This window comes from Streptomyces sp. NPDC054796 (assembly GCF_053611545.1).
In genome coordinates this window covers 122,516-137,118 of sequence record NZ_JBSHAO010000007.1, presented here as the reverse complement: position 1 = coordinate 137,118, position 14,603 = coordinate 122,516, and the positions used below count along the sequence as shown (strand labels likewise).

12 protein-coding genes are annotated in these 14,603 nt (G+C 73.2%); 9 read left to right on the top strand and 3 right to left on the bottom strand.

Features of this window, described 5'->3' with window-relative positions; translation table 11 throughout:
• Positions 1-117 precede the first annotated feature (117 nt).
• From ACWGJ2_RS08510 to ACWGJ2_RS08495, 4 genes are all read left to right on the top strand, one after another.
• Positions 118-1,320 carry a serine hydrolase gene (locus ACWGJ2_RS08510; protein WP_453345226.1) on the top strand — a complete coding sequence of 401 codons (1,203 nt, stop codon included), beginning with the start codon at positions 118-120 and terminating at the stop codon, positions 1,318-1,320.
• 335 nt (positions 1,321-1,655) lie between these two features.
• Positions 1,656-3,335, top strand: coding sequence for a lytic transglycosylase domain-containing protein (locus tag ACWGJ2_RS08505; RefSeq protein ID WP_453345225.1), 1,680 nt, complete (start codon positions 1,656-1,658; stop codon positions 3,333-3,335).
• A 219-nt stretch (positions 3,336-3,554) separates the two neighbouring features.
• Positions 3,555-3,689: an SPW_0924 family protein gene (locus ACWGJ2_RS08500; RefSeq protein ID WP_453345323.1), complete on the top strand. Its 135-nt coding sequence runs from the start codon at positions 3,555-3,557 to the stop codon at positions 3,687-3,689.
• A gap of 18 nt (positions 3,690-3,707) precedes the next feature.
• Entirely contained in the window at positions 3,708-4,715 is a 1,008-nt protein-coding gene (locus ACWGJ2_RS08495; RefSeq protein WP_453345224.1) for a DUF3068 domain-containing protein, read from the top strand.
• A 52-nt stretch (positions 4,716-4,767) separates the two neighbouring features.
• Here the strand turns inward: ACWGJ2_RS08495 and hrpB are convergent, their stop codons facing one another.
• Together hrpB and ACWGJ2_RS08485 are read right to left on the bottom strand one after the other, a co-directional pair.
• Complete coding sequence (hrpB, locus tag ACWGJ2_RS08490; protein ID WP_453345223.1) at positions 4,768-7,494, bottom strand: ATP-dependent helicase HrpB; 2,727 nt, start codon at positions 7,492-7,494, stop codon at positions 4,768-4,770.
• The gene (locus ACWGJ2_RS08485) at positions 7,491-8,321 is read right to left on the bottom strand and encodes a class I SAM-dependent methyltransferase (RefSeq protein ID WP_453345322.1); all 831 of its coding nucleotides are present in this window, start codon (positions 8,319-8,321) and stop codon (positions 7,491-7,493) included. The genes hrpB and ACWGJ2_RS08485 overlap by 4 nt, the downstream gene beginning before the upstream one ends.
• Positions 8,322-8,866: 545 nt before the next feature.
• On the opposite strand from ACWGJ2_RS08485, the gene rpsA reads away from it, so the two are divergent.
• The 5 genes from rpsA to ACWGJ2_RS08460 all read left to right on the top strand — a co-directional run bounded on the left by rpsA (position 8,867) and on the right by ACWGJ2_RS08460 (position 13,903).
• Positions 8,867-10,396: a 30S ribosomal protein S1 gene (gene rpsA, locus ACWGJ2_RS08480; RefSeq protein ID WP_453345222.1), complete on the top strand. Its 1,530-nt coding sequence runs from the start codon at positions 8,867-8,869 to the stop codon at positions 10,394-10,396.
• A 319-nt stretch (positions 10,397-10,715) separates the two neighbouring features.
• The gene (locus ACWGJ2_RS08475; protein ID WP_453345321.1) at positions 10,716-11,708 is read left to right on the top strand and encodes a PAC2 family protein; all 993 of its coding nucleotides are present in this window, start codon (positions 10,716-10,718) and stop codon (positions 11,706-11,708) included.
• A 160-nt stretch (positions 11,709-11,868) separates the two neighbouring features.
• Positions 11,869-12,456, top strand: a complete 588-nt coding sequence (gene coaE / locus ACWGJ2_RS08470; RefSeq protein ID WP_453345320.1) for a dephospho-CoA kinase — start codon at positions 11,869-11,871, stop codon at positions 12,454-12,456.
• 204 nt (positions 12,457-12,660) lie between these two features.
• Positions 12,661-13,038, top strand: coding sequence for a tetratricopeptide repeat protein (locus ACWGJ2_RS08465; protein WP_453345221.1), 378 nt, complete (start codon positions 12,661-12,663; stop codon positions 13,036-13,038).
• A 226-nt stretch (positions 13,039-13,264) separates the two neighbouring features.
• Positions 13,265-13,903, top strand: a complete 639-nt coding sequence (locus ACWGJ2_RS08460; RefSeq protein WP_453345220.1) for a hypothetical protein — start codon at positions 13,265-13,267, stop codon at positions 13,901-13,903.
• Positions 13,904-13,977: 74 nt separating this feature from the next.
• Here the strand turns inward: ACWGJ2_RS08460 and ACWGJ2_RS08455 are convergent, their stop codons facing one another.
• Positions 13,978-14,523, bottom strand: coding sequence for a hypothetical protein (locus ACWGJ2_RS08455; RefSeq protein WP_453345219.1), 546 nt, complete (start codon positions 14,521-14,523; stop codon positions 13,978-13,980).
• Between the last annotated feature and the right edge of the window lie 80 nt (positions 14,524-14,603).

Sequence of the window (14,603 nt, the reverse complement as noted above, 5' to 3'; positions counted from 1 at the left end):
CGGCGCTGGCACACGTCACCGGAAGGTGGGCCCATGGTCGTCAACGGCACCCCTCCCGCCCGGACAAGCGCACCCGCGGCGCCCCGCACCCGCCCCCATCCGACCGAGGTGACACCGGTGGCCGCCCGCGCCCGCGCGGGCAGCCGCGCACTGGTCGTCGGCGCCCTGGTCCTCACCCTGTGCGCCCCGGCCTCCGCGACGTTGGCGGCCTCCGCCCCTCACCACGCCGACCCCGGCACCCCCGCTGCCTCCGCCACCCCGAAACCGTCCGCGTCCGGAAAGCCGTCCGCGTCCGGAAAGCCGTCCGCGTCCGCGAAGCCCGCCGCCACCCCGAAGATCTGTACCTCGCCGACGCGCCCCGCCTTCGCGGCGCGCGTCGAACGCGAGCTGCGCAAGGTGCTGCGGACCAGGTCGGGGAACATCGCGTTCGACGTGCGCGCCGAGGCGTACGGGATGCGCTGCCGGTCGCGGGAGCGCACGCAGTACGAGGCGGCCAGCGTCACCAAGGTGCTGATCATGGAGGCGACGCTGCGCCGCGCCGAGACGCGCGGCAAGGGCGAAGGCAAGGACCGGGGACTCACCAGCCGGGAGGCACAGCTCCTGCGCGCGATGATCACGCGCTCCGACAACTCCGCCGCCTCCACCCTGTGGTCGGACCTGGGCCGGTCCCGTCTCCACGCGTTCCTGCGCGAGGCCGGTACGCAGGACACCACGCTGGGCCCGGGACGCCTCTGGGGCCTCACCCGTACCTCGGCTCGCGACCAGACCCGGCTGCTGGGCCTGCTCACCAACGCCAAGTCCTTCCTCAAGAACCGCAGTCACGCGCTCACCCTCCTCGGCAGGGTCCAGCGCGGCCAGCGCTGGGGCGTCTCGGCAGGGGTGCCGCGACGGGTGCGGGTCCATCTGAAGAACGGCTGGCTGCCCCGGCCCTCGGACGGCTGGCGCGTCCACAGTGTCGGCGCCTTCACGGGTGGCGCGAAGGGCCCGTACCGCATGGCGGTGCTCACCCAGGACAACGGGTCGATGGCCCACGGCGTCCGGACGATCGAACGCCTGGCGCACGCCGTGAACCGGAACCTTCACTCCGGGCGCAAGCAGGAGCGCCAGGGCTACACGCCGCACGGTTCCATCGACCGGACCCCGGACGGCAGCGTTCCGGCGGACACTGCGGGCACTGCGGGCACCGGGACCAGCCCGCAGAGCCCCGGGCCCGTCCCGCAGCGCCCCGGCCCCGTCGACGGCCCGCAGCCCTCCGACGGCCCCGGACCCTCCGAGATCCCCGATCCTCCCGAGCCCCCGGAGCACCCCGGACTCTCCTAGCACCCGCAGCCCCCGAACCCCGGACCCGGAAACCCCGGAGTCCCGGGCCGGGACCCGGGGACGAATCCCCCTCACCTTCGCGAAACCGGAATCCGCCTCGGGCCCGGCACCGGTCCGAACCCGCCAAATGCGCCGGGAGTGCCCGGAGTGCCCCACGAGCGCTGACTTCGGGCCTGGACTTGTCGTAGGGTCACGACAGTTCACGGGTGCGGTGTCCGAAGGGGAGAGGACGGGACGGGCTCATGGGGCGGTACCGCGGTAGGCACGCAGCGGCCAGGCAGTACACCGCTACGGACGGAGGGCGGCGCGTAGGCGGCAGCAGGCTCCGCAGGGGAGTGACCAGTACGGCCATCGCGGCCGTCGCGATGGCGGCGCTCACCGCCTCGCAGGCACCGGGCGCGGTGCTGGGCGGCGGCTCGGACGAGGACGGCAAGGCGCGCGCGGACTCGGCGCAGCGCGACGGTGGTGCCCAGGGCGACGACTCGTACCACACGGAACTGCCGCCACTGGAGTCCCCCGCGCCGTCCGACGACGCCTCGGCGATACCCGGCGTGGGAGAGGCGGAGTCGGGCATACCGGCCTCCGTACTGGACGCGTACAAGAAGGCGCAGTCCTCGCTGACCGCCTCCCTGCCCAACTGCGGGCTGCGCTGGGAACTCCTCGCGGCCATCGGCAAGGTGGAGTCGGGCCAGGCACGCGGCGGCGCCGTCGACAAGAACGGCACCACCCTCAAGCCGATCCTCGGCCCCGTGCTGAACGGCGAGGGATTCGCCCGGATCACGGACACGGACGGCGGCGAGTGGGACGGCGACTCGACGTACGACAGGGCCGTCGGCCCGATGCAGTTCATACCGTCGACGTGGGCCAGCTGGGGCGCGGACGGGAACGGCGACGGACGCAAGGACCCGAACAACGTCTACGACGCCGCGCTCGCGGCGGGCAAGTACCTCTGCGCGGGCGGCCGTGACCTGTCACAGAAGGCCGATCTGGACCGCGCGATCCTGAGCTACAACCACTCCCAGGACTATCTGCGCACGGTCCTGTCCTGGTACGAGTTCTACCGCAAGGGCGCCCACGAGGTCCCCGACGGCCAGGGCCAGCTTCCCACCTCGCCCGGCGCGGGCAACAAGAACGCGTCCGGCGGCTCGTCTGGCGGCGGCAGCGGCAGCGATGGGAAGTCGGGCGACGGCGGCGGTTCCGACAAGGGAAGCGGCAAGAACCCGGGGGACAACAGCTCCCAGAAGCCCGGCAAGCCCGGCAGCCCCAGCCCCGACCCGTCCAAGCCCGGAGGCGGCGGCGGAGGGGGCGGGGAGAGCGAGTCGCCCTCCCCGAGCCCCACGCCCCCCAGTGTCCTGGAGCACGACAGCGACCGTGCGGTGACGGCGACGGCGGGCGGCACCTTCGCCGAGCGCCTGCGCGTCCGCGCCGAGAACAGCAAGGGCAAGCCGGTCGACGAGGCGCGCGTGAAGTTCGCCATCGTCGGCGAGACCGGCGCACGCTTCCCCGGAGGCGCGCGCAGCGCCACCGTCTCCACCAACGCCGACGGCATCGCCACCGCGCCGACGCTCAGCGCGGGTGCCGAGGCCGGGACCTTCACCGTCCGCGCGACCGCCGTGGGCACCTCGCTGCGGGCCGACTTCAGCGCGACGGTCAAGGCCAGGGCCGACAAGCTGACCCGCGTCTCCGGCGACGAGCTGAAGGCCGGGGCGAACGGCAGCTTCGCCGCCGACGCGGTCGAGGTCAAGGCCACCTACAAGGGCGCGGCCGTGCCCGGTGTGCCGGTCTCCGCCAAGATGATCACCGACGGCGCCCTCCCCGTGCAGAACCACAAGGGCCCGTACTTCAAGGTGAACGACAAGACCGTGCGCTCCCTCAGCGGCCTCAAGACCGACGCCAAGGGCGTGCTGCGGCTCCCGAAGATCTACACCGACGGGAACGAGGGCACGTTCAAGCTCCAGCTCACCACGGCCGACGGCGCGAAACTGACCGTCGAGCTGGAGGTGACGAAGTCCTGACGGCCCAGGCTCCGGTCCCGGCCCGGGCCTGGGACTGACCCGCACCGGACACCACCCGCACCGCACCGCCGTCACACCGTGACGGCGGTGCGGTGTTTCGCGTACGGCCCGGCCCACTGCGGTGCGGTCCGGTGCGACGTGTTCTCATCTCGCGCCCCCGTTGCTACGGTGCCCCCGCCCTGACGCTGTATCAGTTCTTCCGTGCGGGAGGTACCGAGCATGCGCGCCCTCGTCGCGGCCGGGATCGGTCTGGTGGCCGCCGTCGCCCTCATCCTCGCGATGACGGCCGTCGGCGTCCCGCCCGGCGAGACCTCACCGAAGCCGCTGCACACCACCGTCCCCCGGCACCCGTAGCAGGAGGGCCGTCACGCCATGCGCCGCCGAGCCAGTCTGGTCCTTCTCGCCTTCGCGGTCTTCTTCACCGCGCTGTCCCCGCTCATGCGCTGGTACGCGTTCCCGCGCCTGGCGAAGATCCCGCCCAGCCAGTACCAGGAGATGGTCCTGGAGGCGAAGAACGCCACCCTCCTCGACTACGCGACGATGCGGCCCAAGAAGGTCGACAAGGTCAGCATCGTGCAGACCCTCAAGGGCAACGTGAAGGAAGCCGAGAAGGTCAAGGACAGCACGGGCCGCGACGTCGTCGTCTGGGACACCCTCAGCTACGTCGCCGACCCCGACGGCGAGATGGTCTCCCGCATCCCCGAGCGCTACATCTTCGACGCCCACACCCAGGAGCCCGTCCACGCGAAGGGCGAGCACGTCGACGGGGACCCGGTCAGGCGCGAGGGCGTCGAGTACAAGTGGCCCTTCCTCACCGAGAAGCGGGACTACGAGTACTTCGACTTCCAGACCCGCACCTCGGCGCCCATCCACTACAAGGGCACCCGGAACTTCCGCGGTCTGGAGGTCTACTACTTCGAGCAGACCATCCCGTGGACGAAGGTCAAGGTCCCCAAGAAGCTCCCCATGGGCGCCACCCCCGAGGTCGTCAAGCAGGCCGGGATGGAGCGCTGGTACAGCACGAAGCGCATGTTCTGGGTCGAGCCGACGACCGGAGCCCCCGTCAACGGGGAGGAGATCCACAAGGAGGAGATGCGCTGGACGGGCAAGCCCGGCAAGGAGCCGCTGACCGCCTTCGCCGGGCACGTGAAGATACGCCCCGACTACCTCGACGCCACCTACGACCTCGTCAGCTCCCAGCGCCAGCTCGTGCTGCTGCTGACCGCCTATCTGCCGTGGGGCTTCCTCGTCCTCGGCGGCGGACTGCTCACGCTCTCACTGCTCCTGGAGGCGCGCTCCCGGCGCCCCTCGGGCCCGGCGTCCGACGACGACGCCGCGGCCCTCGACCCGGACCCCGACCCCCAGCCCGCCGGGGTCTGACCCCGACTGGTCTCGGGGCCGCCGCCCGGCCGGGCAGCGGCCCCGGCACGCCTCAGCCGCCCGCCCGCTTCCCGCCCGCGCCGGACCCGCCCGCACGCCCCGGCTGCCCCGCACGTCCCGCCCGCCCCGCACGGGACGACACACGCCGCGTCGGCTCCGCCGTCGTCGGATCCTCGGGCCACGGGTGCTTGGGGTAGCGCCCGCGCAGCTCGGCCCGTACGGAGTGGTAGCCCTCGCGCCAGAACGAGGCCAGGTCCGCCGTCACGGCGGCGGGCCGCCCCGCGGGCGACAGCAGATGGACGAGCAACGGCACACGCCCGCCCGCCAGCCGCGGCGTCTCGCGCCAGCCGAACAGCTCCTGCAACTTCGCGGCCAGTACGGGCTGGTCCCCGTCGTAGCCGACGCGTATCCGCGACCCTGACGGCACCTCGACGCGCTCAGGGGCCAGCTCGTCCAGCCGCGCCGCCTCGCCACCGCGCCAGGGCAGCAGCCCCTTCAGCACCTGCGCGGCGTCGATCCGGGCCAGCGCGGCGCGTGAACGCGCCTGCCCCAGCCAGTCGCCGGCGCGCTCCAACAGCGCCTCGTCCGACACGTCGGGCCAGGGCTCGCCCAGCTCCCTGTGCAGGAAGGCCAGCCGGGCGCGCAGCGACCTCGCGCCCTCCGACCAGCGCAGCAGCCCGAGCCCTTCGGCGCGCAGCCCGTCGAGCACCGCTTCCCGCACCCGCGCCGGACCGGGCGACGAGAGGGGGCGCGCGGACAGCTCGATCGCGCCCAGCGTCTCCACCTCGCGGGCCACCACATCACCGCGCGCGCCGTCCCAGCGCACCTCTTCCCGTACGCCGTGGAGCGCGCCCGCCGCGCGACGGGCCGTCTCCTCGTCGACGGCGGCGGCCAGCCGCACCCGCGCGAAGGCGTCGCCCACCGGGCGGTCCGCGACGGCCACGGCCAGCCATGGCGCGTCCCGCAGCGCCGAGCCCTCCCGCAACCGGGCACGCGTGCCCGAGGCCATCAGACAGGCGCCCGCGCCCCGCGCCCGCCCGACCCGCTCCGAATACGCGAGCGCCACCACAGCGCCCACGGCACCGGCCTCGTCCAGGGAGCCGCTGCCGGCCCGCCGCCGTTCCCCGGGGGAAGCCTCCGGGGACGCCCCCAGGGACGACGTGCTCTCCAGCGCGCCCCGCAGCCGGGCGACCTCGGCGCGCCAGCGCGCCCCGTACGCGTCGTGCCCGCGCCGCGCGGCCCGCAGCGCCTCCGCCGCGTCGTCCCCGTACTCCCTCGGCGGCTCCTCGCTCAGCAGCGCCACCGCCTCGGCCGCACGCTCGCGGCCCACCAGATCCGCGCCGTCGAGCAGCGCCCTGGCCAGGCGTGGCGGCAGGCCCAGCCGCGCCATGCGGGCGCCCCTGGCGGTCACCCGTCCGTCGGGTCCCACCGCGCCGATCGCGCCGAGCACCTCGCGCGCCGCGGCCATCGCCCCGGCAGGAGGCGCGTCGAGCAGCGCCAGGTCCGCCGCGTCGGGGCTGCCCCAGCACGCGGCCTGGAGCGCGAAGGCCGTCAGATCGGCGACCGTGATCTCCGGCGACGGCCAGCGCGGACGGCCCCCGTCCTCCGCCTCCGCCCAGCAGCGGAACGCCACACCGGGCGCCTCCCGCCCGGCCCGGCCCACCCGCTGGGCCGAGGCGGCGAGCGAGACCCGCACCGTCGCGAGCGAACCCAGTCCCCTGGCGTGGTCCGTCCTGGGCTCGCGGGCCAGGCCCGAGTCGACGACCGCGCGCACGCCGGGCACCGTCAGGCTCGACTCGGCGACGGACGTCGCGAGGATCACCCGCCGCCGCCCGGCCCCGGAGCCCTCCGTATCCGATGTATCCGATGTATCCGACGTATCCGAGGGGCCGCGCCCCCGCAGCACCGCGTCCTGTGTCGCGGCGGGCGCCCTCCCGTGCAGTTGCAGCACGTCGGCGTCCACGTCGCCCAGCAGCCCGGCCACCCGCGCGATCTCGCCGACCCCGGGCAGGAAGCACAGCACATCGCCGTCGGGACCCCCGCCCCCGCCCACGCCCCCGGACACGCTGTCCAGGGCCAGCCGCACCGTCGCCGCCACGTGCCGCAGCAGCGCGGGATCGACCCAGGTGCCGTGGGCCGGGCGCACGGGCGCGGGCGGCGGGACGTAGCGGACCGCGACGGCGTGCCCCTCGCCCCCGCCCCGCACGACCGGCGCCGGACCGGAACCGTCCTGGACAGTGAGAAGCCGCGCCCAGGACGCGCTGTCCTGCGTCGCCGAGGCCGCGATCAGCCGCAGCTCGGGGCGCAGCGTCGCGCGTACGTCGACGAGGAACGCGACCGCCGTGTCCGCGTCCAGATGGCGCTCGTGGCACTCGTCCACCAGCACGACGTCCACCCCGGGCAGCTCCTGGTCGCGCTGGAGCCGTTGCAGCAGCACCCCCGTGGTGACGACCTCGACCCGCGTGCGGCGCCCCACCTTGCGCTCCCCGCGCACCGTGAAGCCGACGTCCTCGCCGGGGCGCTGGCCCAGCAGCCACGCCATGCGCCGCGCGGCCGAGCGCGCCGCCATCCTGCGCGGCTCGGCGACCAGCACGCGCCGCGGCGGAGCACCGTCGTCCAGCAGCCCGGCCAGCGCGAGCGGCACCAGCGTGGTCTTGCCGGTGCCGGGCGGCGCGTGCAGCACGGCGGTCCCGCGCGCGTCCAGCGCCTCCCGCAGCGCCGGCAGCGCGGCGCGCACGGGCAGGCGCTCCCACGCGTCGGCGCGCGTCCGGGCGCTCACGAGCCGCCGCCCCCTGCTGTGCCGTCGTCCCTGTCGTCGCGCTCGCAGACGAAGATCGCCGTGCCGGGCAGCAGCCCGCCGCGCAGCGGGGACCAGCCGCCCCAGACCTGCTGGTTCCACTCCGGCCACTCGGGCTCGACGAGGTCCACCAGCCGGAAGCCCCCGGCCACCACGTCCCGCACCCGGTCGCCCAGCGTCCTGTGGTGCTCGACGTAGACGGCGCGGCCCGCGTCGTCCTGTTCCACGTACGGGGTGCGGTCGAAGTACGAGGTGATCGCCGCGAGCCCCTCGGGCCCCGGTTCGTCGGCGAAGGCCCACCGGACGGGATGGGTGACCGAGAACACCCAGCGCCCGCCAGGACGCAGCACCCTGCGCACCTCGCGCATCACCCGCACCGGGTCCGCGACGAAGGGGACGGCGCCGAATGCCGAGCAGGCCAGGTCGAACGACCCGTCGGCGAAGGGCAGCGCCCTGGCGTCGGCCTCCACGAGGGGGAAGGGGAGAGCGCCGCCGAGGCCGTCCCCGATCCGCAGCGCGTGCTGGAGCTGCCGGTGCGCGAGGTCGAGCGCGACGGGACGCGCGCCCTGCGCCGCCAGCCAGCGCGAGCACTGCGCGGCGCCCGCGCCGATCTCCAGCACGTCCAGGCCACGCAGCGAGGACGCCGGACCCAGCAGCTCCGCCTCCTCCTCGTCCAGCCCCTCGGGGCACCACACGAAGCGGGCGTCGCCGAGGAAGTCGCCGTGGTCGTTCTGGTACTCGTCCGCGTTGCGGTTCCACCAGCCGCGGTTGGCGAGGCTGCTCTCCGCGTCCCCGGCCGCGCGCCGCACGGCCTCCGCTTCCTCGTCGACGGACGAGGCGGGAGTGGGGTCGGCGGGCGTGGAAGGTGAAGAAGGTGTGAAGGGTGCGGGATCGTGCTTGTGGGGCACTGGGGATTACCTCGCGGTGTCGTACGGGACGCTCCTGCCCGGCCCGTCGGTCACGGCCGGACGCCCCGGGCCGTCCCCGGGGCTGTCAGTATCGCGCCACGACCCGTATCCTCGCTGGTGAAGCTTGTGGCGACGAGGTGGCCGCGTGGCCGCGCTGCACCCGCCGCGCGTGCCGTCCGGGGCGGACTCTGCCGGGTATGGGAGGTTCCATCCCAGGTGTGCTCTTTCGCGCATTGACCATGCCCAGCAGCCCCCGTATGCTACAAGTTGCGCTGCGGGCCTGCGCGCCTCGGACGGAGCAGGTCGCGCTCGCATCTGGTGGATGTCCCCTCGGGTAAGTGGCTTTCAAGGCCGTGTCCGGCTGGCTTGCATGTAGGTGCGATGGAACGGGCTCGCGGCGTAGCAGTACCTACGACTCACTGTCCGTACCGGAGACCTTTTCCCACATGACGAGCAGCACCGAGACCACCGCCACCACCCCGCAGGTTGCGGTTAACGACATCGGTTCCGAGGAAGAATTCCTCGCCGCGATCGACGAGACGATCAAGTACTTCAACGACGGCGACATCGTCGACGGCGTCATCGTGAAGGTCGACCGGGACGAGGTCCTGCTCGACATCGGTTACAAGACCGAAGGTGTCATTCCTTCCCGAGAGCTGTCGATCAAGCACGACGTCGACCCCAATGAGGTTGTCGCCGTCGGTGACGAGATCGAGGCCCTTGTCCTCCAGAAGGAGGACAAGGAAGGCCGCCTGATCCTCTCGAAGAAGCGCGCTCAGTACGAGCGTGCCTGGGGCACCATCGAGAAGATCAAGGAAGAGGACGGCATCGTCACCGGTACGGTCATCGAGGTCGTCAAGGGTGGTCTCATCCTCGACATCGGCCTCCGTGGCTTCCTCCCGGCTTCCCTGGTCGAGATGCGCCGTGTCCGCGACCTCCAGCCGTACGTCGGCAAGGAGCTCGAGGCCAAGATCATCGAGCTGGACAAGAACCGCAACAACGTGGTCCTGTCCCGCCGTGCCTGGCTGGAGCAGACGCAGAGCGAGGTCCGCCAGACCTTCCTCACCACCCTCCAGAAGGGCCAGGTGCGCTCCGGCGTCGTCTCCTCCATCGTCAACTTCGGCGCCTTCGTGGACCTGGGCGGCGTGGACGGACTCGTCCACGTCTCCGAGCTGTCCTGGAAGCACATCGACCACCCCTCCGAGGTCGTCGAGGTCGGCCAGGAGGTCACGGTCGAGGTCCTGGACGTCGACATGGACCGCGAGCGCGTGTCCCTGTCGCTCAAGGCGACCCAGGAAGACCCGTGGCAGCAGTTCGCCCGGACCCACCAGATCGGCCAGGTCGTGCCCGGCAAGGTCACGAAGCTCGTGCCGTTCGGCGCGTTCGTCCGCGTGGACGAGGGCATCGAGGGTCTGGTCCACATCTCCGAGCTGGCCGAGCGCCACGTGGAGATCCCGGAGCAGGTCGTCCAGGTCAACGACGAGATCTTCGTCAAGGTCATCGACATCGACCTCGAGCGCCGCCGCATCAGCCTCTCGCTGAAGCAGGCCAACGAGTCCTTCGGCGCCGACCCGACCGCGGTCGAGTTCGACCCGACGCTCTACGGCATGGCCGCGTCGTACGACGACCAGGGCAACTACATCTACCCCGAGGGCTTCGACCCCGAGGCCAACGACTGGCTGGAGGGGTACGAGAAGCAGCGCGAGGAGTGGGAGCGCCAGTACGCCGAGGCGCAGAACCGCTTCGAGCAGCACCAGGCGCAGGTCATCAAGTCCCGCGAGGCCGACGAGCAGGCCGCGGCCGAGGGTGCCACCGGTGGCGCTCCGGCGCAGCCGGGCGGCGGCCAGGGCGGCAGCGGCGGTGGCCAGGGCGGCGGCGGCTCGTACTCCTCGGAGTCGAGCGACGACGGCGGCGCCCTCGCCTCGGACGAGGCCCTGGCGGCGCTCCGCGAGAAGCTCGCGGGCGGCCAGAGCTGAGGCCGAGCCGAGTGCTCACCGCGCTGGACGAGCGGCGGGTGAGGGCCGAGGCGTGAGCGTCGGAGCCTGAACCTGGACCGACAGACAGCAGCATGGCCAAGTGAGGCCCGTTCCCTCCGGGGAGCGGGCCTCACGGCTGTTTCCGGCCCGGCCGTGGTCTCGCGGTCGCCGCCCGTCGGCCGATTCCGCGGCTGTCGGTCCGATGCCGTACGTTCACAGAGGGCGACGGCCGGAATGCGCGGGCGGCGGCGGACGTTATGCCGGGGGTAAGCGACGAGGAGGGGCGGCAGCAGTGCTGGAACCGCACAGTGCGCAGAGCATGTACACCTGGGACGCGAGCGGACTCGCGGCGGTCGACGCGATCGTGGACGAGCCCGATGGGGCCGGGCTGGTGATGCTCTACCACTTCGAGGGCTTCATCGACGCGGGTGACACCGGCGACCAGATCGTGGAGCGGCTGCTCGACAGCCAGCCCTACGTCACGGTCGCGCGCTTCGACGTCGACAGGCTCATCGATTACCGGGCCAGGCGCCCGATGATGACCTTCCGGCGGAATCAGTGGGTCTCCTACGACACCCCACGTCTGGACCTGCGCCTTGTACGGGACGCCACGGGCTCCCCGTTCCTGCTGCTGTCGGGGCCCGAACCCGACGTCGAGTGGGAGCGGTTCACGGCGGCGGTGCGCGAGGTGGTGGAGCGCCTCGGCGTCCGTCTCTCCGTCAACTTCCACGGCATCCCCATGGGCGTCCCCCACACCCGCCCCGTCGGCATCACCCCGCACGGCAACCGCACGGATCTCGTCGCGGGCCAGCGGGACGTCTTCGACGAGGCGCAGGTGCCGGGCAGCGCGGCGGCGCTGGTCGAGCTGCGGCTCGCGGAGTCCGGGCACGATGTGCTCGGCGTGGTCGCGCACGTCCCGCACTACATCGCGCGCTCCACGTATCCGGACGCCGCGCTCGTCGTCATCGAGGCGATCACCTCGGCCACCGGGCTGGTGCTGCCCGAGGTCGCCCACGCGCTGCGCAGCGAGGCGCTCAGGACGCAGAACGAGATCGAGCGGCAGCTCGCCGAGGGTGACGAGGAACTGGTGTCGGTGGTGCGCGGCCTGGAGCAGCAGTACGACGCGCTGGCCGGTGCCGAGACGCGCGGCAGCCTGGTGGCCGAGCCCGCCGAGCTGCCCTCGGCCGAGGAACTCGGCGCCGTCTTCGAGCGCTTCCTCGCGGAGCGCGAGGAGGAGGGCGGCGGCGCGGGCGGCACGGGTGGCGGTCCCGGTGAGGGGCGCGGCGGGGACGGGTCCGACGGCGGGCGGTAGCCGGGGTGCCTGACGCGCGGTGCATGCGGGGCGCGGGGGAGGCCGGGCGGGCGTGACGGCGCGAGGCGCACGGCGCACGCGCCATGGCGGGCGCGGGCGCGTAATGGCGGCCTCGTGGCCGGTCAGCGGGCCCGCACCGTATAGCGTGGCGCGCATGGGCATGGTCAAGGTCGGACTGACGGGCGGGATCGGCGCGGGCAAGAGCGAGGTCTCGCGGCTGTTCGCGTCGTACGGAGCGGTGATCGTCGACGCGGACAGGATCGCGCGCGAGGTCGTGGAGCCGGGCACGCCGGGACTGGCGGAGGTGGTCGCGGAGTTCGGGACGGACGTCCTCGCTCCGGACGGCAGCCTGGACCGCCCCAAACTCGGCTCCATCGTCTTCGGTGACACCGAGCGGCTGGCCGCGCTGAACGCCATCGTCCACCCCCTCGTCGGCGCGCGCTCCGCCGAACTGGAGCGCGCTGCGGGCGAGGAAGCGGTCGTCGTCCACGACGTTCCGCTGCTCGCGGAGAACGGCCTCGCGCCGCTCTACGACCGGGTCGTGGTCGTCGACGCCTCGCCCGAGACCCAGTTGGACCGGCTGGTGCGGCTGCGCGGCATGGAGGAGTCGGAGGCACGGGCCCGCATGGCGGCCCAGGCGACCCGCGAGGAGCGGCTCGCGGTGGCCGACATCGTGATCGACAACGACGGCGCGCTGGAGAACCTGGAACCGCAGGTCCGGAAGGTGTGGGAGGGGCTGCGGGTCTGACCGCGCGGCGTGCGGGCCGGGCACGGGCCGCGTGCGAGATCGCCGGTGGCACGTGTGAGACGGCATGGTGACGGGGAATAGTCGCCGACAGCGGTGTGTTGTGGTGTCCGTCAACAGGCTCGTCGAACCGTCGGAAGAGACGGTTCCCCTGGACACGCACGCGCGGCAAGCGCGTCGTGCGGCACCGCGGTGAGGAGGCAGCCCGTGCCCGAGGCCACGCCCGAGACCCATGTCATCGAGTTCCGAGCGGCGGAGCATCTCATCGAGGCGCGTGACCCACGCGGTGCGGTGAAGCTGCTCGACTCGGTCATCTCGGCCCATCCTGAGAACACGGCCGCGCGGCTGCTGCGCGCCCGCGCGTTCTTCCTGGGCGCGCAACTGCGCTCGGCGGAGATGGAGTTCCAGACCGTGCTGGAGCGCGAGCCCGACAACGCGTTCGCGCACTTCGCACTCGGCCGTACGTTGCAGCGCGCGTCCCGTGGGGACGAGGCACGCCGTCACTTCCGGCTGGCCGCCGCGCTCGATCCGCGGCCCGACTTCATCGAGGCGGCGAACTTCGACCCGCCCCGCGCGGCGGGCTGAACGCCGGCCCCCCTGTCCGGGCTCCTGTTCCTCCGATCCCTCTGCTCCCTCTGATCCTTCCGTGTACGGCCGTGGGTACGGCCACGTCGTGATGCCGCTAGGGTGTCCGGCTGGGCCGTACCCACACGTATGTGCGGGCGGCCCGGAACGTACGGGCACCTACGGGCATCCGCGCGCGGTGACGTGCGGTGAGGTGACACGTCAGAGCAACGGGGGAGGGCCGTTCATGGCCGCGTGGGTACGGGGACAGGGCACGGCGCGGGCCGGAGCACCCGGGTTCGGGGCCGGGGCCGGTGACCTCGGTCCGGGGCGGCACGGCCTCTCCGCGCATGCGCCGTCCCCGAGCTGGAAGGGGCGCGCGCTGGGCGGGTTCCTGCTGCTGGTGGCCCTCGTCTGCGCGGGCGTCTCCGTCTACAACGCCGCCCACGCCGCGGGCCTCGCGGGCCGCCACGGCACGCTCACCGTCGAGAACTGCTGGGTCGAGCAGGGGCGGCGGCACAGCAGTGACAAGACCATCTGCTCCGGCGTCTTCCGGCCGGCGGACGGATCGGCGCCGGACCGCGAGGCGACGCTGACGCGCGACCTCGCGCGAGGCGACACGGTGGAGGCGCAGCAGACCGCCAGGGGTTATCTGGCCACGGGCTTCGGTGAGACCTGGCGCTGGAACACCCTCTTCTTCGCCGGCTGGATCGCCGCGGGGATCGGTGTCGTCTTCGTCGCGAGCGGGATCTTCCCGCGGCGCGGCCAGGAGTCGGCCGTCACCGAGCGGATACGCGGGACGCGGTCGGCGGTGGCCGCGAAGTACCTCTGTCTCGGCGGTGTCGCGGGGGTCGCCGTGAGTCTCTATCTCACCTGGCTCTTCTGAGTACCCGGGCGAGAGCGGGTGTGCGGGCGAGTGGGTGGGCGGGAGAGCGGGTCAGCGGGTGAGCGGTGGCGGGATCACCGGCCGGATGTCTCCCGTGCCCACCGTGCGAGTGCCGCGAAGTCCGCGTCGCGCAGCCCGTGCCGCGCGTCGACGTGGTGCAGCAGCGCGGGGCCCTTGTGGGTGGCGGCCACGAACTGCCTCTCCCGCTCCGTGATCCGGTCGTCCACCCAGGCGAAGGGCCGCCCGGCCGCCCACTCCACGATGGGCCGCGCCTTCCAGAGCAGCAGGCCGGGCTCCTCGGCGCGGAACATCCTGGGCCACTCGATCACGGGCAGCTCGGGCAACCCCAGCACGGGGCTTATGCACTCGTTCGCGTCGTGCGTCCAGGCGGTGGCCCACACCAGTTCGCACGGCAGTCCCGCCAGCAGCCCCCCGTGCTCGGCCTTCAGCCACACCCGCAGCGTGGCCGCCTTCCTGCCCGGCACGGAAGGGTGCCGTTCCAGCCATCCGGTGGGGCGGAAGCGGTGGGTGGTGTAGCCGCGGGGCCGTAATCGCCACCGTGCGGCGAAGGGGTTCAGCGGCCCGTCGACGTCCAGCAGCAGCAACGGTCGTTCGCCCATGCCCGTGCCCATGCATGACGCGTACCCCGTCACGGGAGGAAAGCCAGCGGGGCGGCCGAGAAGGAGCGATCGACTGCCGG